We start from the raw sequence: 18,240 nt of genomic DNA, 5'->3' as shown, positions 1-18,240 counted from the left end.
CATTGTTGACCTCGCTTCCGCTTGATAAGGTTCAAGCGGGGAGGTGGGCGCTATGAACGAAATTTTGTCAGTTATAATGCCCGTCCATAACGCGGAACCATATTTGGCCGCAGCGACGGAAAGCGTTCTTGAACAAGACTTGTCGCCCTTCGAACTCATCTGCATCAATGACGGTTCGACGGATCGCTCCGCTGACATCCTCAAAAGTTATTCTGACCGTGACAGCCGCATTCGAATCATCGACCGAAACCGTCAGGGTCTCGTTGCGTCATTGAACGATGGCCTCAAAAATGCAACCGCACCTATCATCGCTCGAATGGACGCAGACGACATATGTCTGCCAGGTCGCTTTGCAAAGCAGTTTACATATCTTACTCAGAACCCTGACGTCTGGGTGGTCGGGACTGGAAGGAAATTGATCGACGGCGAAGGTCGAGAATTTCACACTCCGACTTTGGTGCAAGGAGAAGCGGCTGTTGCTGCAGAGTTGGAACGAAGTTGTGCAGTGTGCCATCCGACGATCATGATGCGGCGGCAGCCCATACTCGATCTTGGCGGGTATCGCGAGGCGTTTGCTCACGCCGAAGATTACGATTTATGGCTAAGAGTCGTAGAGAAAGCCAAAATAGATAATCTACCGATTGACGGCATCCTGCACCGAATCCACGGTGAGAGTGTTTCCGAGAAGCACAAAATTCAGCAACGTGTCTCCGCGGCCCTCGCACAAGCCTGCCACAAGGCACGGATACTAGGCGGCCCCGATCCTTCGGCAGCGATGACAGCCCCACCAGATCTTTGGTCCGATGAATTATTGGATGCACTTATACCCGAGCACATCACTTTCTTTCGCTCGATGCTTATCCTCTTCAACCCCGCCGCACCGTATGAACGTAAGCTGTCAGCGGTTCGCACGGTCGAAAACGCTCCAGCTCAAGTCAAAAAGCAGAATAAGAAACTTCATCAAGAAGCACTCATTTTCGCCGCCAACCACCACCGTGGAATCGATTTCTTCAAACTGCGCTCGCTCGCGGCCGCTGCTCGCATGCACCCAACCCGGTTTTTCAAATCCGCATTTGCAGCCCGTCGCCAAATTGTCGCGCCGGCTTCAGTTTAGCCCATTTTTATTGGACTGGTTTCCTTTGACCGAGACCTAAGCAAACCCAAAGCCCCGGCCATCATCGTCACATTCGACAAATCCGAGAAAATCCGCAAGGCGATTGAAGTACAAGAGTCACGCAGCACGGGAGGCGAACGTACTGGTCGGCGCACGGCTCGAGGCCTATCGCGATCTCGACATGCGCCAAGCCAAGGAATCGATGCCACGCTATCCCTTGAACAAGTCAGAAACTGCCGGCCCTTACGCAGAGCGAAAATTCAATGAATCTCGCTTGAGGAAACACCCGTCACAAAAATGATAAGCTTTGAGGAGCGTCCCGGCACACATCGTCGCCCACAGCGTTGAGATATCAATTACTCAGCTACGAGATCCCGGTTTCCAAAAGCCTTTGGGCCGCGACCCGCCGCAAGATCCCACTTGTCGGGCTTAGACTGCTTCCTTGCCTGCACAGCATTTGCCAGAAGGAACCCGATTGCGGTAGCATCTAACATCGGCTACTCAAAGCGATCGATGCTCGGGCAAGTTGAATGCATCTCATACGTCAATATTGAACTTTCGGATAACTTTGTGACACAGATTACTCGACTCGATATTCCTGACGTTCTGCTGTTGGCAACAAAGAGATATCCGGACACGCGGGGATATTTTACCGAACTTTACAATGCCAAAACTCTCGCTGAAGCGGGAATCGACGATAAGTTCGTTCAGGATAATCTTTCGCTCTCCGCTATGAGTGGCACCATCCGCGGCCTCCACTTTCAGGTGCCGCCATATGCGCAGTCGAAGCTCGTGCGTGTTAGCAGTGGCCGCATCCTGGACGTTGCTGTCGATATACGCCCAGCATCTTCCACGTACGGCCGTCACGTCGCCGTAGAGATATCGGCCGACAACGGTCTGCAGATTTACATTCCGGATGGATTTGCTCACGGTTTTTGTACCTTGGAACCGGACACTGTAGTCGTCTACAAAGTATCGAGCTATTATGCTCCAGGGGCCGAAGCGGGCATTCTATGGTCGGATCCGCAATTGAAAATCGATTGGCCAGTCACTGCCAAACACGCGATCATTTCGGACAAGGATGCAGTTCTGCCTTTGCTGAACGATCTCTCCCTGAAGTTTTAATTCGTGCTATCGGACAGATCCTGATGAGAGTCATAGTCACGGGCGGCGCCGGCTTCATAGGTTCAGCGCTTGTTCGATATGTCGTCGGCGATCGGGGCTGGGACGTCCTGAATGTCGACAAGCTAACATATGCCGCCAATCTGCATTCGCTCTCGTCGATTTCCAGCAACTCGAATTACCGTTTCGTCCAAGCCGATATTTGCGACATCGATGCCATCCACCGCGTATTCGCTGATTTCCAGCCCGATGCCGTGATGCACCTGGCGGCGGAGAGCCATGTCGATCGGTCGATCTCGTCATCTGCGGAATTCATCAAGACCAATATCCTCGGCACCCATGTCCTTCTCGAAACAGCGCGGCGCTACTGGGATGAGTTGCCATCTGGGCGACGCGCATCGTTCCGATTTCTCCATGTTTCGACCGATGAAGTTTACGGCAGTCTCGACGACGGCGGCTTTTTCCGTGAAAGCACGGCTTACGATCCAAGATCTCCCTATTCCGCCAGTAAGGCCTCATCCGATCATCTCGTTAGTGCTTGGCACGAAACCTACGGCCTGCCGACGCTGATAACGAACTGCTCGAACAACTACGGGCCCTATCATTTCCCAGAAAAGCTGGTCCCGCTCATTATTCTCAATGCGCTCGAAAACAAGCCATTGCCGGTTTACGGCGACGGCCGGCAAGTCCGCGATTGGCTATATGTCGAAGACCATGTAAAGGCCCTCGTGACCGTGTTGGAGCGCGGACGGATTGGTGAAACCTACAATGTGGGCGGCCGGGCACCGACCGAAAACCTCACCGTCGTCGAGCGCATCTGCGATCTCCTCGACGCTCACGTGCCGAGTGATTCAGCGCGGCGAAAACTGATCACGTTTGTTGCCGATCGGCCGGGGCACGATCGGCGCTACGCCATCGATCCAACCAAGATCGAGACGGAACTCGGTTGGCGAGCTGAAAAAACATTCGATACTGGGATCGCAGCCACGGTGGAATGGTACTTGAACACCGCTTGGTGGTGGCGCCCTTTGCGCGAGAACGTCTATTCTGGAACGAGACTTGGCTTGCTTGATAAGTCTGCGCTCGTCGAAACCGAACTTTCGGAGAGTTCCGAGTGATGACGTCCCGCAAGCAACGCGTTCTGATCATCGGCCAGAACGGCCAAGTCAGCCGCTCTCTATACGAGGTGTTGAGTGCGTCCGGGCATCACGTTGTCAAAATCGGTCGGCCGGACGTTGATCTTTGCAATCGGGCTTCCGTGGCGCAGGCGATCCGCGCGACCCGTCCAAGCATCGTCGTGAACGCTGCAGCTTACACGGCTGTCGATCGTGCCGAAGACGAGCCCGAGGCCGCTTTCGCGACAAATGCGACAGGCGCACAAGCCGCAGCCGAGGCTGCCGCCGAAGCCGGGGCAGTGATCATTCATTTCTCGACCGATTATGTCTTCGACGGAACGAAACGAAAGCCTTACGTCGAAACCGACGCGGTGGCACCCGCCGGAGTATATGGCAAGAGCAAACTCGCGGGTGAACGTCTCGTCGCCGCAGTCAACGCTAAGCACATCATTCTACGCACGGCCTGGGTCTTCAGTCCGTTCGGTTCGAACTTTGCGAAGACAATTCTACGCCTCAACCAAGAACGCCCTGAGATCAACGTCGTCGATGATCAGCACGGCAATCCTACTTATGCTCCCGATCTCGCCGAGGTGGTTCGGCAAATCATTGGCAGTCTTGGCGCGTCACCATCAGATCCAGAAATCTTCGGCACGTTCCACGCAGTCAACAGCGGTGAGACGACGTGGCATGCCTTCGCCAGCGCAATCATCGACGGCGCCGCGCAGAGAGGAGGGCCACGCGCTGCGATTCTTCCGATCGCAACAACCGAGTACCCGACAAAAGCCCTTCGTCCCGCCTATTCCGTGCTTTCGACCGACAAACTCGCGGACGTCTACGGCATCCGCTTTCGGCCTTGGTCGGAAGCCTTATCGGACGGGCTCGATCGGCTCATCGGTCCGCTTCGCGACGAAACAACACAATGTCTGCAACAGGATGTCGGTCAATCAAGATGAGCACGTTGAAGGGGATCATTCTGGCCGGTGGCAGCGGCACGCGGCTTTACCCGCTGACGCTGGCGATTTCGAAGCAATTGCTTCCCATCTACGACAAGCCGATGATCTATTACCCATTGTCGACGCTCATGCTGGCGGGCATTCGCGACATTCTCATCATAACGACGCCGCACGACCAACCGCTGTTCAAAAATCTGCTCGGGTCAGGCGAGCAGTTTGGGGTTCGCTTGAGTTACGCCGCGCAGCCGGCACCTGAGGGACTAGCGCAGGCGTTCATCATCGGCCGCGATTTTATCGGCAGTGATCGTTGCGCTCTCGTTCTCGGCGACAACATTTTCTATGGTCACGGCCTCGTCGATATGCTGCGTAATGCGGCTTCTCGCGAACGCGGCGCAACGATCTTTGCCTATGAAGTTGCCGATCCGGAGCGTTATGGCGTCGTTACGTTCGATGCGTCCGGAAAAGCGCAATCTATCGTCGAGAAGCCGAAGAATTCCAAATCGAGATGGGCAGTGACCGGAATCTATTTCTATGACGAGCAGGTGGTCGAACTCGCGTCGCAGGTGAAACCGTCAGAACGCGGTGAACTCGAAATCACGACCCTGAATGAGATGTATCTCTCACTCGGCGCTCTCCACGTCGAAAGAATGGGCCGAGGTTTCGCTTGGCTCGACACGGGAACATTTGAAAGTCTGATGGACGCCGGCAATTACATCGCGACCGTCGAACGCCGCCAGGGCCTCAAAATTTCATGCCCAGAAGAAATTGCAATCCATATGGGCTTTCTAACGCCAGCCGAAGTGTCGGCGTCGCTCGGCCGTCTAGGCAAGAGCGCTTATGCCGAATACGTCCGGCGTGTCCTGACAATCGACTGACCCATCGCGCGTCTTCTGTGGGCCTACGATGCAATCGCGGCCATTGATCTTCTTGGCCGATTTTCTTGGAAGTGTCTTCAAAATTTGGTTTCTATTCTCAAGCCTCACGCGACACCCCGAAAGTTTGGTCGGAAGGGTACAAGACATTCGATAAAAGAAAATTTTCGCGGACCAGCAGGTTGACGATCGTGATACGTATCACCTCATCGATACAACGCCTTATCAAATTGCCCGCGCCCGTTTGGACGCTCAGGCCCTTGCAGAAGCTTGCAAAGGCGTCGGCCTTCTTGCGTCATCCCCTGAACGCTCGCAAGCGAAAAGCTTATCGTGCTCAACGTCTCGAGGCGTTGGAACTCGGCAGTTATATTACTCTACGCCCACAGCCAGACCCAATATTTCGGGCGCTTAATCCTCAAATCCATAGCCCAACAGTCGGCCCGACCGACGGACACGCAGAACAGCCAAAAACAAGCCACCCCGCGATCTCTGCGATCATTCCCAATTACAACCATGCGCGCTTTCTCGAAGAGCGCGTTCGCTCAATTCTCGACCAAAAACTCGGTGTCAGCGAGTTGATCATCTTGGATGATGCATCAACGGACAATAGCAAGGACGTCATTCAGAAAATTGCATCTGCACTGCCGTTTCCCGTCACCACTGTCTTCAATGAAACAAACTCCGGCAGCATCTTCAGCCAATGGAACAAAGGCCTGAATCTCGCCCAGAACGAACTTGTCTGGATTTGCGAGAGCGACGATAGCTGCGATTCCAATTTTCTTCAGGAACTCGCATCATACTTCAACGACCCAAGCATCATGCTGGCATTTGGACGTGTTGATTACATCGATGCGGACGGCAACCCGATTCGCGAAAAGAACGATCACCTGGATCTCTCTACTTTTTGGCGAGAACCACGAATCGCGAGTGCTTATGCCTGGTTCAATGGCCCATTCGGCGCGAAAAACGTCATAGCAAATGTAGGCGGCTGTATTTTTCGGCGCCAGCGCATCAGCTCGGACCTCCTATCCGAACTCTGCACATATACGATCTGCGGTGACTGGTTCCTTTATAGCAATTTGGCTCGAGGAGGTCGCATCGCATACGAGCCGGGTGCACGGTCTTATTTTCGGCTGCACGGCAAGAACAGTTCCGTCGCCGCTCTCAAGGGCGCAGCGTTTTATGAGGAGCACATCAGGATAAGCAACGCTCTCCGCAAACACTACGGCATCCAGGCGACGACGCTTCGCCTGTTGCTACAAAACGCCTGGACGCAGTGCACAGCGAACCTAGGAGAACAGGCAGCGAGAATGTTTGCACGCCGCAATCCGCTCAGTGAAATTCTAAGGTCGAAGCGAAGCATTCAACATATCCTCATAACAATGCCCGAACATCTCAGCCTCGATGCAAAGACGCTCATAATTCGGAATGCCAACGAGCTTTCGTCGGGGGGTACCGACGTCACCTTGCTCGTTCATGGAATCCTTGCGGATGCGCCGCGCGGAGATTTCTCCCCGAGTATTCCGATATTATCCCACGACGTCCTTAATAAATTAGGATCACTCCAGTTTCTCAGAACGTTTGGAGTTAGCCTCGTGATTTCTAATGCACCAGAGGCCGACGATGATCTTCTACACGGCTGCCGTCACCTCGGCGTTTCGTACTCGCAGGTATCTTCGAATGTACCAGAGATCGCTTTTAACGCCCAGTTTCGAGGGGAAGGCTGCTGAAACAAGCGCCCTTGGGCTTGAACGCACGGTCAAATAGACTACGCAATATAGATGATTGTGTCGCGCAGCACTGGCTCAATATCGCCGATTACCTCACGCTTCGCTCGACACCGAACTCCAGCGCCCGAGGTCTTACCTGCCGACCATGGATGCATGTTTATCTACGCGATCATTGGCTCCTTCGTCCTCCACACATAGGCTCCGTCCAATCGAGGCCAAGGGCTTAAAGACCTTCAAACGTGAGAGCCACCCAATGGGAGAAGGCCATTCCCCGGTCAATGCTGGACGAGCGAGCTTGAAGAAAAAATCCAGAATATTATCCATCAATAGATGCTATAGCAGCCGTTCAAAAAGTTGACTGATGTGTTTAAGTAAGATGGAGTTCCTTCATAAAAATAATGGCAATCGCTTAGTCCCCGGGCACCTGCGGTATAACCGGAATAAAAACTTTTTCCCGTGCTTCCTTTATTGAGGCTAAAGAAGTTATTCGAATTAAAGTATCTCCAGGAACGGCCAAATACGGCTTGGAGATCTTCCGCCATTCGAGATTTGCTACTTCGCAGGAGTATAGTATTACCCTCTCGATGGCGTGCGCCAAGGTGCCGTCTACTTGGCCAGCCTCGAGGTCAAAATCATCAAACGTCAACCCGAGGTCAAGTATTGGCTTTATTGCATTGGACCGCCCCCAAAACATCGAACCAGAAGGGAATTCAATTCGATTATTCCCCAGACTGAGGGTCAATCCGAAGCGCGCGAGGATGGGCCTAATTTTAGCAGCATTACGCCCCCAACTCATATACGGGCGTATCGGTTTGTACGTCGCGGGAAATACGATTCCAATTTTAGGATCCTGCAATAGTGTAAGTATCGAAATTATTATTTTTGGTGACCCCAACAACGTTTCCAAAAAATATCCGCGCCACCCCGCCAGCTTGGCCCCTGCACGCGCAGACTGCTTTGTATGTAGATGAACAAAAATATTGTATCTTTCGTAGACATCCGCAAAGGTCACAAATTTCGGAGCTACGTCGCGCCCACGGTTCGGAACAATTCTTATGTCTATCGAGCCTTTAAACTGACCGAAAAAGCGAAGTTTTATCTCTTCGGCTTTTTCAGCGCTGTCGGTCGAGATAAAAAAATCCGCATCGCAAGGAATATTCTTGAAATATTGCATGAATTCATCAACGAGATCAACATAAAAACAGTGAAATATTACGGCCACTCGATCGACCGAAAGTGTCGAGGAAAAATCAAATGGAACGACGATTGCGGCTTCACCGCCGTGCTCCATTACAAGCGGACCCCCAGTTCGCGATATCAGATAGCGTTTTCTTTTTTTTGCACTCAGGGGATATCGCCACAGCGCTTTAAGTTTAATAACCAATTGAAAATAAAACTCAGCATAGCGTCCGCAGGCTTTGCGAATATCGTTTAAGCCAAGATCGTTTCGGTAGAGAGCGCTAACACTCATATACCTCAAAATTCTCATGCCAATGTTATTTAGCAAAGGCATATGTTTCCGCGACGCAACTTGAGTTGCTGATTGGATTCAAAAATACCTTAATGTATGTCAATTTCTAATAGCAATACAAATGGGGCCACTAGCCATTATTCCGAAATGAGATTCTTTAGCCGAACCTTCGCGAATTTTCCTACGTTCGTTAAAGCCGCATAGAAACCGAAAACATCCCTCAATTTCCACTTGGATTATGCTCAAAGCAGCTTGGGCCACAAGCCTTTTCTAGCGATTTTTTGGGGACCGTCGTCTCAAGCTCGCCGCTGTGGCATGCCAGTTGGCTCGTCAATGATAGGCGGGTCGACTGCGCATTTGGCCGCGGTCTCCTTCGCGCGAGCACCGGTGAACCACCGACGCCTTCGTTTAGATTGCCTGTAAGAAACCTTTAGCCGACCCGCCGAAAGTTGCCCGATGAGGCAGTATAGAGTGCGTCGCATCGGTCGGTGCGAAGAAGGTGTCCACCGGGCCATGCTCACCTGATAGAAAACGGCTACATCGAGAGCTTCAATGCCTGGCTGGGAGGTGAATTTCTAAAAGGGGAAGTAATGCATTCGTCCCGCGATGAGTAGATTGTATGCGGGGCTGGCATCGATATTACGATGCCGTTCGGCCCAACGTATCGTTCGACTACAATCATAATCGACCTCTTGCGAGCCTCAATGACTTGACGCCGGAAGCGATCGCTTCCTAATTAGACCGGCACAAACAAACACATGAAGGCCACGCTAAAGATGCGGCGAAGCCCAACTTAGGCAGAGGTGGGGATGAAAGTTATAGTTATATGCAGAGCTCGCATTATCGGCTCGGCCGTCGTTCAACATTTTACGCACGACGTGTCCAGCATACTGAACTCCGAGAACCGGCCACGTGCGGCTGATTACCCCCTCCTTGGCACCAGACAAGAAAAAACGCAACACTGTCGCCGAGGCTTGTGAGATGGACGCTTCAAAATCGATCCTCTGGGAATTTTTCGACTTGATGCCGTGACGCATCTCACGGTCAAGAGCCACGGCGATCGTACGATGACTTCAATCGCTGAGTTTATAAAAGCCAAGATCGGCGGAGCCCATGCTCCCCTTGAAGCCGGACGGCGAATAGCCTTTCGTCGGATCGTCATAAAATTTTCCGAATATTGTGTATCGGCAGACGAGGTCTACCGCGTCATCACCAACAGTGACTTGGTCCTATATCAACGCTGCGGAGATGACCGCTTCTAAGCCAGCCATCAACGCTAGGTATAGTTAGATGACATTTCAACAGATCGCTGAGAAAATTCCGCTCACTCGCGCTGCGCTGTGGACGCCCGACTACCAAGTGCAGTCGGCCTGGTTTGAACATGCTCCTTTTGCCTTCTGGCTAATGGACGTCCTTCGCCCAAAAACTTTTGTAGAGCTCGGGACGCATTCCGGATTTTCGTATTTCTGCTTCTGCCAAGCTGTGGAGCGACTGCACATCCCAACGTCGTGCTGTGCGATTGACACCTGGAAGGGAGACGAACATTCGGCGCTCTACGGCGAAGAAGTTTTCGAGGCCGTAAAACACCACAATATGATTTTTACAAACTTCTCAAGGTTAGTTCGGTCAAAATTTAGCGACGCGCTTTCGGAGTTTGCTGACAAAAGCATCGACTTACTGCATATTGACGGGCGCCACTTTTATGAGGACGTCCGAGAAGATTTCGAAAGCTGGCGCGCCAAGCTCACTGATGACGCAGTCGTTTTATTCCACGACACTAACGTTCGAGAGCGAAATTTCGGCGTATGGAAATTTTTCGACGACATTAAGGCAAATCACGCGACGTTCGAATTCGTCCACGGATACGGCCTCGGCATAGTCGCGGCCAAAAATCCCCCTGTTGCTCTGCAATCGCTATTCACCTCCGACGCGAAAACCGCGGAAGATTGGCGTCTGATATTTTCGACGTTAGGTGCGCAAGTTACGCGGGAATGGCAAAGTCAAGAATACAAAAGCCGGTTACTGCTACAGGACCTCGAATTGGCGCGAACGCGAGAGAAACTCGACCGCGTGCTAGGTCAAATCGATCGCATGACCGAGGAGAAAGCCAAAGTAACTAGGGCACTATCCCGAAGAGCTTTTCAACTTCGAAAAGGTGCCCCTAACCTGAAAAGACTTTCACTCAAAATTCAGTCCCGACTATTGCCTAAACAATTTAAGGAAAACGCAATAAATTCATCAATTTTCTTTGATCCGGATTGGTATAGGACAACATATCCCGACGTCGCGGCCAGCAGGGTGGATCCGGCCAAGCATTATATTGAGTACGGTGCGACGGAAGGCCGTGATCCAGGGCCGTTTTTTTCTACTCAAGGATATATGATCAATAATCCCGATGTGAAAAGGCGAAATGTCAATCCGCTTCTGCATTTTGAGCGGCGTGGATGGATAGACCGGCGCGAAGTATTTACGAGACTTGAAATCGGCCTGACCGCTTCCGCGCGCCATGCAATTGCAAACCATCTAGCCGATCTTGATCTAAAACCCCTTATTTCGGTTGTTATGCCCGTTTACAATACTCCAGAATCATTTCTTCGGGAAGCAATCGATTCGGTGATTCGACAGTGTTATCCGAACTGGGAATTGTGCATCGCTAACGATGCCTCCCCGAGCCCGTTAATTGCTCCTCTCCTTAATGAATTTGTCAAAGCGGACTCCCGCATCAAAGTTGTCCACCGAGAGAAAAACGGCCATATTTCCGAGGCGACTAATTCGGCTCTGAAATTGGCATCAGGGGAATTCATCGCACTGATGGACCATGACGATGTTTTAAATGAAACCGCGTTGTACGAAGTAGCCGTCGCAATTAATGCAAGTCCGAGCGTTGATATTATATATTCTGACGAGGACAGCATTGATGAAAACGGCCGGATACACGGCGGATATTGCAAGACGGATTTCAACCCAGAGCTTTTACTCGGCCAGAACATGGTGAGTCACTTAGGCGTTTATCGACGAAGTCTCATGGATAAAATTGGGGGCTTCCGGAAGGGGTTCGAAGGAAGTCAGGATTACGACCTCATTCTCCGGGCATGGGCCCAAACAACTGCGAGAAAAATTTGCCACATCCCAAGCTTTTTATACCATTGGCGTCGAGGAAGCATTGCACCGAGCTTCTCAGAAGCTCAGCTGGAAAAATGTACCACGGCCGCACGCAAAGCCATTCAAGAGTATTTGGATATTGAGGGTGAAGATGCAAGGGTAACCGCGGCGCCGGGCGCCGAAAACTTTTCACGCGTTATTCGACGCGTTCCGTCGCCAAAGCCGCTCGTTTCCATTATTATTCCGACAAAGGATTGCCATCACCTTTTGTCTACTGCGGTTGACGGGGTTCTGAATGGTACAAATTATCCTAATATCGAAGTCATCATCGTTGACCACGACAGCGAGGAAAAGAAGACAATTTCTCTCTTTGAGAAACTCAAGCGGGATTCGCGCGTAAGAATTATACGGCACAGCGGCCTATTTAATTATTCAGCCATGAATAACGCAGCTGTTCGCGAAGCAAAAGGCAGCATTATCGCGCTGCTGAATAACGACATTGAGATCATCGGAGCGGATTGGTTAAATGAAATGGTGTCCCACGCCATACGCAGAGAGATCGGTGCGGTGGGCGCGAAGCTGTTATATCCAGATGGTCGAATCCAGCATGCTGGTGTTGTGATCGGCCTTGGCGACTTCGCTGGACATGCCTTTCATTTCGCTCCGAAAAGGGAGCTCGGATATATGGGGCAAGCCGTGCTGACGCGTGCTGTTTCTGCGGTCACGGGAGCCTGTCTCGTTGTTCGAAAATCCATTTATGAGGAAGTTGGAGGATTGGACGAGCAAGAACTTCCCGTAGCATTCAATGATGTTGATTTCTGTCTGAAAGTCCAGGAACGGGGCTATCGAAACGTTTGGACACCCTTCGCTGAATTGATTCATCACGAGTCCGTAACTCGAGGCGCCGAGTCGACGCCGGAAAAACGCGAGCGTTTTCGTCGGGATTGTGAATTCATGCGGAAGAAATGGCCCGATGTATTCGCAAATGACCCGTTTTACAACCTGAACCTCGCTCTGAATTCTTCGAATTACGAAAAGGCGCGTTATTCACGCCGGCTCAAACCCTGGTCCCGCTATTTGAAGGAAGACGAGTCGACGAGTTAACGGAAAGAATTTCACTTCACGTCTGGAGCGAGCTATCCGCAATTCCCCGTTGGGGCTTAGCGGGGGTTCGCAGGAACTGGGTCCGCACAACATATAGGTGCATCGATATGTCATCATTTGATGAGGAAGCTTATCTCACCGCAAACCCAGATGTAGCTGCTGCAGTTAGTTCGGGCGCATTGGCTTCGGGAGCTGCGCACTATGCAATGTTCGGGGTGAGTGATAGGCGCGCATTGAATTTGCGGATGCGTCCAGCTCCCTTAAAACTGCCGTTTCCTAAGGGCGCTAAGGCTACGCGCCGGGATAAAATTTTGGCGAACCTCGATTTATCGGAGTTGAAGGGTCTCGAAATTGGCGCCCTCGCATCCCCTTTGGTGTGGCCGGAGGAGGGCGATATTTTTTTCGTCGATCATGCCGATACTGACGATATTCGCGCCAAATACGCCAACGATCCGTCCGTCGACAACGACAATATCGTACAGATAAATGCCGTTTGGGGTTCACAGACACTCAGCGAATGCATAGGGATCGACAACAAAGTCGATTACGTCGTTGCGTCCCACGTCATCGAACATGTCCCCGACCTCATCACGTGGCTCGCCGAAATCCGCTCAATTCTAAAGGCCACAGGATCGCTGCGCCTAGCGGTGCCTGATCGAAGATATACTTTCGATTTTTTGCGGTTTGAAACGCGAATTCATGACGTGCTGGATGCCTATCTTCGGCGGGCGCGAGCCCCGACTCCGCGCATGATTATTGAACATTGCACCTACATTCGTGTGGTTGATTGCGCTGCCGCTTGGAACGGCACTCTCGATATCCAAAATTTGCGGCCACATAGCTCAACAAAGCTCGGTATTGAGGCGGCAAAAGACTCTATCGTAAATGGAACATATCACGATTCTCACTGTTGGATTTTCACGCCGATAACATTCGCCGAACTATGCAAAGAGATGGCGGAGTTAGATTTGCTAACTTTTGCCTGCGCTCATTACATCGAAACGCCGCGGAACGAATTGGAATTCTACGTTCATATGGTGCCCAGCGACGATAAGAATTCCATTATTGAGAGCTGGGAGCGAATGAAGAAATCGCTTCTCGAATCGGAAACCTACCAGAAATCCCCGCAAAACATGGGCGCGCCGATGAAATCGCAAGAATCGAAAGTAATCGTCTCTTCTAAGCGCGAAAATATACTAAATTACATTCCGGGCATTCGGGGCTCGAAGCGGAAGTTAAAAAGAATTTTCCGCTGGGAAAGATTAAAGCGCTACGCTGCGCAACCATGCGATGCATTAACAATGCCAGTATTGGCCAATGATGTAACTGGCCTGATTGAGCCTCAAACAAATAGCGCTCCTCAAACATTGCCGCACACGAAGAAAAACTTCTCTGGCGGCTATGTCAAGTCTGCGCCTTCGGCGCAGAACGTTATTGATATGTTTAACGACGATTGGTCATCGGCGATGCCGACGGACTCAACACTTGTTGCTAAACCAGGATTTGCAAATCTTTTTGAAGATGGACGGATTCGCTGGGCCGAAGAGATATTGGGCGGCTTCGTAGACAAAAGCCTATTAGAGCTCGGACCTCTGGAAGGAGCGCATTCTTATATGCTTCAGAAAGCGGGCGCACGATCAGTAGTTGCGGTCGAAGCCAACACTCTCGGTTTTTTAAAATGTCTATGTATCAAGGAGATCTTCAATCTCGACCGCGTCCAATTCAAGCTAGGCGATTTTAGCTTGTTTCTCGACACGGTAGATACAAAATTCGACGCCGTCATAGCCAGCGGCGTCCTTTATCATATGACCGATCCGATTGGGCTACTTTCAAAGATTAGCAAAGTTACGGATAAGCTGTATGTGTGGACTCATTACTATGATGAAGACGCAATCCGCGCCTCGGGACAGTTAGGTTACTTTAAAGACTACGAAGTAATTTCTTCTCTTGGGAAAGAAGGCATCGGCGCTAAGCGCTACTATCGGGACGCATTGCAATGGAACGGATTTTGCGGTGGTAGCGAACCGTATGCGATTTGGTTGACAAAAGACACCATCTTGAATGCTGCGAGGGAGCTAGGCTTAAATCAAATCGACATTACGTTGGATCACCCGAACCACCCGAATGGGCCATCTTTTGCGTTTTGCGCTCAACGCAGAGTACGCGAAAGTTAAGGGGGCCGGCAATCGCGGTTATGGGTTATGCTGCTCTCCTACAGTATTCTCCGCACAGCAGACAAAGGTGTCAAACGGATGAATAATCTTGAGCCTGAGAACCAGCGCTTGCCCAAAGTGGTACCCAATCTGACACTCGACAAGCTCGTCTTGCGGAGGCCACCAATAGAAGACGATCAGTCATGGCTGGAATTGGATTAGGGGGACGCTGGCCCGCTGCCCCTATCCGAGCCACTCATATTCCGTTTTTTCAAAGATGACATTGCGGTATCGTTTCTATTTCCACATTTTGATAATGTCTTAGTTTGAAATTCAGAGGGAGGCACGTCCAATTTGCGGAGCAAACTTTGCCGTATGTCGTCCTTTTTCGAAGACAACGACGCTGTCATAGAAGTGCATCGAGAGCGTTGACCTCGTGAAATCTGTCGGCTTCAGAGCGTCCCGCGTATGATCGGCGTTAAGGTCATCGATAAGTGTCTTGCATTTCTCTATGAATGTATCCGAACGGCATAAACCGCCCTCATATTCGTTCCAATATGCGGTGTGTAAATCTTCGACCAAATATACACCGTTGCGGTCCACCATCGGATAAAGAGCTTCAAACGACGCTTTGACGTCGCGCATGATGTGGCTGCCGTCATCAAGCACGACGTCCGGTGGTCCGAATTCACTGACGACCTCGGCGAGAAATTTAGTGTCCGACTGGTCGCCGATACGGATATTTATCTGGTCATCCGCAAACTCGATGCAGCGCGGATCAATATCCAGCCCAACAACCCTTGCGTGTGGCCCGAGGTAGCGCTTCCACATCTGTAGCGACCCACCTTGACCGCAACCGATCTCTATGAACACTACGTCGGCGTTGACGAACCGGCTGAAGTGTCGCTCGTAGATCGGAAAATAGTGCTTCCATTTATGGATGACGCGCTGCTCGTTCGTCAGAAATTCGGACCACAGACTCATGTTTGCAAGTTGCCCCTCTTTTCTGGTACTTTTCTGAAGCCTGGGCTTCGGTGTCTCTTGTCCGCCCCGGACCTCACCCCATCTTTGGTGCGTCCGTCATGTGATAATTCGGGTACTAGCGCCGCTCCCGAGTTCGACCGGGGGCATCGGTCATTTAATCTGAATTTTTTATTGAAATCAAAGATGTTGTTTCCTTCGGGCGTCTATCTGCCGGCGTCGAGCACGGGTTCCCTCTCGATGTCATTGATCGGTGAATAATCGGAGAGTATCAGCACCATCGGCACCTCATCGGATCGGCCATCCCGAGAAAATCGCAACCCGGCATTCTGCCGGGCTCGTTCTATCGCTGGTATGATCGCTATCCATCGGGCGGCGTTGAAGCCTCGCAAGACAAGCCGTCGAAGCCGTCGGGAATATGGAACCGCATTCCTGATGAAGTTCGCCGGGGCATCATCGACATGGAGCTCGATGAGCCCACTTTGTCGCCGCGTGAACGGGCGACCCGGTTCGCCGATACGAGCGCTACTTCCTCTCGGAAGCTTCTCTTTATCGCCTCCTCAAGACCCACGACCTCATCATCAGCCCGGCATTCATCGTCATCACGGCCGCAGATGAGTTCAAGAACAAGACGACTGCGATCAATCAACTCTGGCAGACCGACTTCACCTATCTCAAGGTCATCGGTTGGGGCTGGTTCTATCTCTCAACCATTCTCAACAACTTCTCGCGTTACATTCTTACAGGGGGATTGCTTACCACTCGCTTTGCAGTCGCGGCTTTCAGTGCGACTCGGCGCCTCCGGCCGCATTGGCATCGACTGCCACAACGGTGTTTCCCTCAACGGGAACTCATTGCACTGGAGTCAATGGGAAGTGGGTGACCGACGCACCGCACTAACGGGGGGCGCCTCAGCAGCTTGAGAACTTTAGATCTCACAACTTCAACGCCGAGCAAGAATGCGAAGTAGAAACCGAAAATCCTCCGTTCAGGAATGTTCTCCACAACCTATCAACAAAGTTGATAAAACCGACGGTTGCTGATCCCGCTGGAATCCTTTGGGATGACATTAGGCGGCGGCCCAGGAGCAGACCTTGAACCTTCACCAACCACAAAAATATCTTGAGGCCAGCGAACTGCTTCACGGCAATTCGAAACTGAAAATTGCGGTCATAGGCCTCGGGCACGTTGGCACAGTAACTGCTGCTGCGATGCTTCGCGACGGTCACCATGTCATCGGAGTTGAATGCGACGACCGAATTCTGGTCAATGCGGGCGTCGGCAAACCGTCTTTTCGAGAACCGCACGTCGACGCTCTCATCGGCCAGGGCCATGCTGACGGTCGGTTTTCCGTCACAAATGAAACTGGCGAAATAGTCAATTCCGATTTGGTATTCCTCTGCGTCGGTACGCGCGGGCTGCAGCATGGGGACCTAGACTTATCAGAGGTAGTTACAGCGGTCAGAGCGTTAGGTGAAACAATTCATTTGCGACGTGGTGATCTTGAACCGCTTTTATTGGTTGTAAGGAGCACGATGCTCCCGGGGTCCATGAGCGATGTCGTGATGCCGGCTTTGATTTCATCAGCGGACGAAGCTCCAGGTGGTCGGTATGACGTCGCTTATCTGCCAGAATTCAGTCGCGAGGGTAGCGCAGTGGCAGATCACTACGATGCATCTCGCATCGTAATCGGCGAACGTCGGCCGGGATGCGGAAAGCTCTTACTTCGTCTGTTCGAAAACTTTGACGTCGAAAAATTCCTGACCAGCTTCGAGGTGGCCGAGCTTGCGAAGTTCGCGGACAACAGTTTTCACGCTCTAAAGGTTGCTTTCGCCAACGAAATTGCGCGTTTCGCCGTTCGTGCAAAGGCGACGCCAAGCCAAATTTTCGACATCTTTCTTGCCGACCAAAAGTTGAATATTTCTGCTGCATACCTTCGCCCCGGGATGGCGTTCGGAGGCCCTTGTCTTCCGAAGGACGTGCGCGCGCTAGCCTTACGCATGGAAGCGACAGGAGTTTCCGCTCCTCTTATGAGCAGCATCCTGCGCAGCAATGACTCGCACCTGTTCTTTCTGATCGAGGAGATTGAAGCGAGAGTGAAGCCGGGCTCTCGCGTACTACTCGTAGGTTTGAGTTTTAAACCCGCCACGGACGACGTGCGAAACAGCCCGCTCGTGAAGCTCGCAAACGAGCTGTTGGATCGAGGCTATAACCTCCACATCTACGATCCAGATTTTATCTGCGACCATGGAGTCGATCTTTCTACGGTCAAAAGTCAGCTTCCGGCAGATCTCGCTCATCGGCTTCTTAGCGAAATTTCTTTGTCTGAAGATTGGGATTTGGTGGTCGTCGCAAAGGCAATTTCTCAATTGCAAAGTCGTATCAAGGCATTTGTGCCGACCTTTAGAATTGATCGATTTGAATGAAACGAGGGCGCGTTCTTGTCGTGGACCACAGCACGCCGACTCCCGATTTAGATAGTGGGTCAGCGAGCACCTTCTCTTATCTGCAAATATTATCCCG

Annotated in this window: 11 protein-coding genes and 1 pseudogene; 10 read left to right on the top strand and 2 right to left on the bottom strand. The window is 51.7% G+C overall.

Annotated elements, in window-relative coordinates; all coding sequences use genetic code 11:
* Nucleotides 1–52 precede the first annotated feature (52 nt).
* The 6 genes from WC811_RS00890 to WC811_RS00865 all read left to right on the top strand — a co-directional run bounded on the left by WC811_RS00890 (nucleotide 53) and on the right by WC811_RS00865 (nucleotide 6,906).
* Nucleotides 53–1,114 (top strand): glycosyltransferase family 2 protein, encoded by a 1,062-nt coding sequence (locus tag WC811_RS00890; RefSeq protein WP_372639922.1) that lies wholly within the window; start codon nucleotides 53–55, stop codon nucleotides 1,112–1,114.
* 513 nt (nucleotides 1,115–1,627) lie between these two features.
* Nucleotides 1,628–2,239 (top strand): dTDP-4-dehydrorhamnose 3,5-epimerase, encoded by a 612-nt coding sequence (gene rfbC, locus WC811_RS00885; RefSeq protein ID WP_372639919.1) that lies wholly within the window; start codon nucleotides 1,628–1,630, stop codon nucleotides 2,237–2,239.
* A gap of 23 nt (nucleotides 2,240–2,262) precedes the next feature.
* Nucleotides 2,263–3,354 carry a dTDP-glucose 4,6-dehydratase gene (gene rfbB, locus WC811_RS00880; protein WP_372639916.1) on the top strand — a complete coding sequence of 364 codons (1,092 nt, stop codon included), beginning with the start codon at nucleotides 2,263–2,265 and terminating at the stop codon, nucleotides 3,352–3,354.
* Nucleotides 3,354–4,304 (top strand): dTDP-4-dehydrorhamnose reductase, encoded by a 951-nt coding sequence (gene rfbD, locus WC811_RS00875; RefSeq protein WP_372639914.1) that lies wholly within the window; start codon nucleotides 3,354–3,356, stop codon nucleotides 4,302–4,304. The genes rfbB and rfbD overlap by 1 nt, the downstream gene beginning before the upstream one ends.
* A gap of 5 nt (nucleotides 4,305–4,309) precedes the next feature.
* Complete coding sequence (gene rfbA, locus WC811_RS00870) at nucleotides 4,310–5,179, top strand: glucose-1-phosphate thymidylyltransferase RfbA (RefSeq protein WP_372641722.1); 870 nt, start codon at nucleotides 4,310–4,312, stop codon at nucleotides 5,177–5,179.
* 257 nt (nucleotides 5,180–5,436) lie between these two features.
* A complete protein-coding gene (locus WC811_RS00865) occupies nucleotides 5,437–6,906 on the top strand; it encodes a glycosyltransferase family 2 protein (protein WP_372639912.1) in 1,470 nt (489 codons plus the stop codon).
* Between the two features lie 409 nt (nucleotides 6,907–7,315).
* Here the strand turns inward: WC811_RS00865 and WC811_RS00860 are convergent, their stop codons facing one another.
* Nucleotides 7,316–8,377 (bottom strand): rhamnan synthesis F family protein, encoded by a 1,062-nt coding sequence (locus WC811_RS00860; RefSeq protein WP_372639910.1) that lies wholly within the window; start codon nucleotides 8,375–8,377, stop codon nucleotides 7,316–7,318.
* Between the two features lie 1,290 nt (nucleotides 8,378–9,667).
* On the opposite strand from WC811_RS00860, the gene WC811_RS00855 reads away from it, so the two are divergent.
* Nucleotides 9,668–12,583: a glycosyltransferase gene (locus tag WC811_RS00855; protein ID WP_372639907.1), complete on the top strand. Its 2,916-nt coding sequence runs from the start codon at nucleotides 9,668–9,670 to the stop codon at nucleotides 12,581–12,583.
* A gap of 107 nt (nucleotides 12,584–12,690) precedes the next feature.
* Nucleotides 12,691–14,757, top strand: a complete 2,067-nt coding sequence (locus WC811_RS00850) for a methyltransferase domain-containing protein (RefSeq protein WP_372639905.1) — start codon at nucleotides 12,691–12,693, stop codon at nucleotides 14,755–14,757.
* A 312-nt stretch (nucleotides 14,758–15,069) separates the two neighbouring features.
* On the opposite strand, the gene WC811_RS00845 is transcribed toward WC811_RS00850, so the two are convergent.
* Nucleotides 15,070–15,720, bottom strand: a complete 651-nt coding sequence (locus tag WC811_RS00845; RefSeq protein WP_372639903.1) for a methyltransferase domain-containing protein — start codon at nucleotides 15,718–15,720, stop codon at nucleotides 15,070–15,072.
* Between the two features lie 320 nt (nucleotides 15,721–16,040).
* On the opposite strand from WC811_RS00845, the pseudogene WC811_RS00840 reads away from it, so the two are divergent.
* A pseudogene (locus tag WC811_RS00840) lies at nucleotides 16,041–16,480 on the top strand (helix-turn-helix domain-containing protein); the annotation flags it as partial.
* A gap of 331 nt (nucleotides 16,481–16,811) precedes the next feature.
* On the top strand, nucleotides 16,812–18,143 hold the full coding sequence (locus WC811_RS00835; RefSeq protein WP_372639901.1) for a nucleotide sugar dehydrogenase: 1,332 nt from the start codon (nucleotides 16,812–16,814) through the stop codon (nucleotides 18,141–18,143).
* Nucleotides 18,144–18,240: the final 97 nt, after the last annotated feature.

It is taken from the genome of Hyphomicrobium sp. (assembly GCF_041659645.1).
GTDB lineage: Bacteria > Pseudomonadota > Alphaproteobacteria > Rhizobiales > Hyphomicrobiaceae > Hyphomicrobium_B.
Note: the sequence above shows the minus strand (reverse complement) of the source record. Positions and strands in the feature narration are given on the sequence as shown.

Bases quoted from the DNA above. Each gene is read 5' to 3' on its own strand.
- WC811_RS00855 (WP_372639907.1), top strand. From the start codon at position 9,668: ATGACATTTCAACAGATCGCTGAGAAAATTCCGCTCACTCGCGCTGCG.
- WC811_RS00845 (WP_372639903.1), bottom strand. From the start codon at position 15,720: ATGAGTCTGTGGTCCGAATTTCTGACGAACGAGCAGCGCGTCATCCAT.
- rfbC (WP_372639919.1), top strand. From the start codon at position 1,628: ATGCTCGGGCAAGTTGAATGCATCTCATACGTCAATATTGAACTTTCG.
- rfbD (WP_372639914.1), top strand. From the start codon at position 3,354: ATGACGTCCCGCAAGCAACGCGTTCTGATCATCGGCCAGAACGGCCAA.
- rfbB (WP_372639916.1), top strand. From the start codon at position 2,263: ATGAGAGTCATAGTCACGGGCGGCGCCGGCTTCATAGGTTCAGCGCTT.
- WC811_RS00860 (WP_372639910.1), bottom strand. From the start codon at position 8,377: ATGAGTGTTAGCGCTCTCTACCGAAACGATCTTGGCTTAAACGATATT.
- WC811_RS00890 (WP_372639922.1), top strand. From the start codon at position 53: ATGAACGAAATTTTGTCAGTTATAATGCCCGTCCATAACGCGGAACCA.
- WC811_RS00850 (WP_372639905.1), top strand. From the start codon at position 12,691: ATGTCATCATTTGATGAGGAAGCTTATCTCACCGCAAACCCAGATGTA.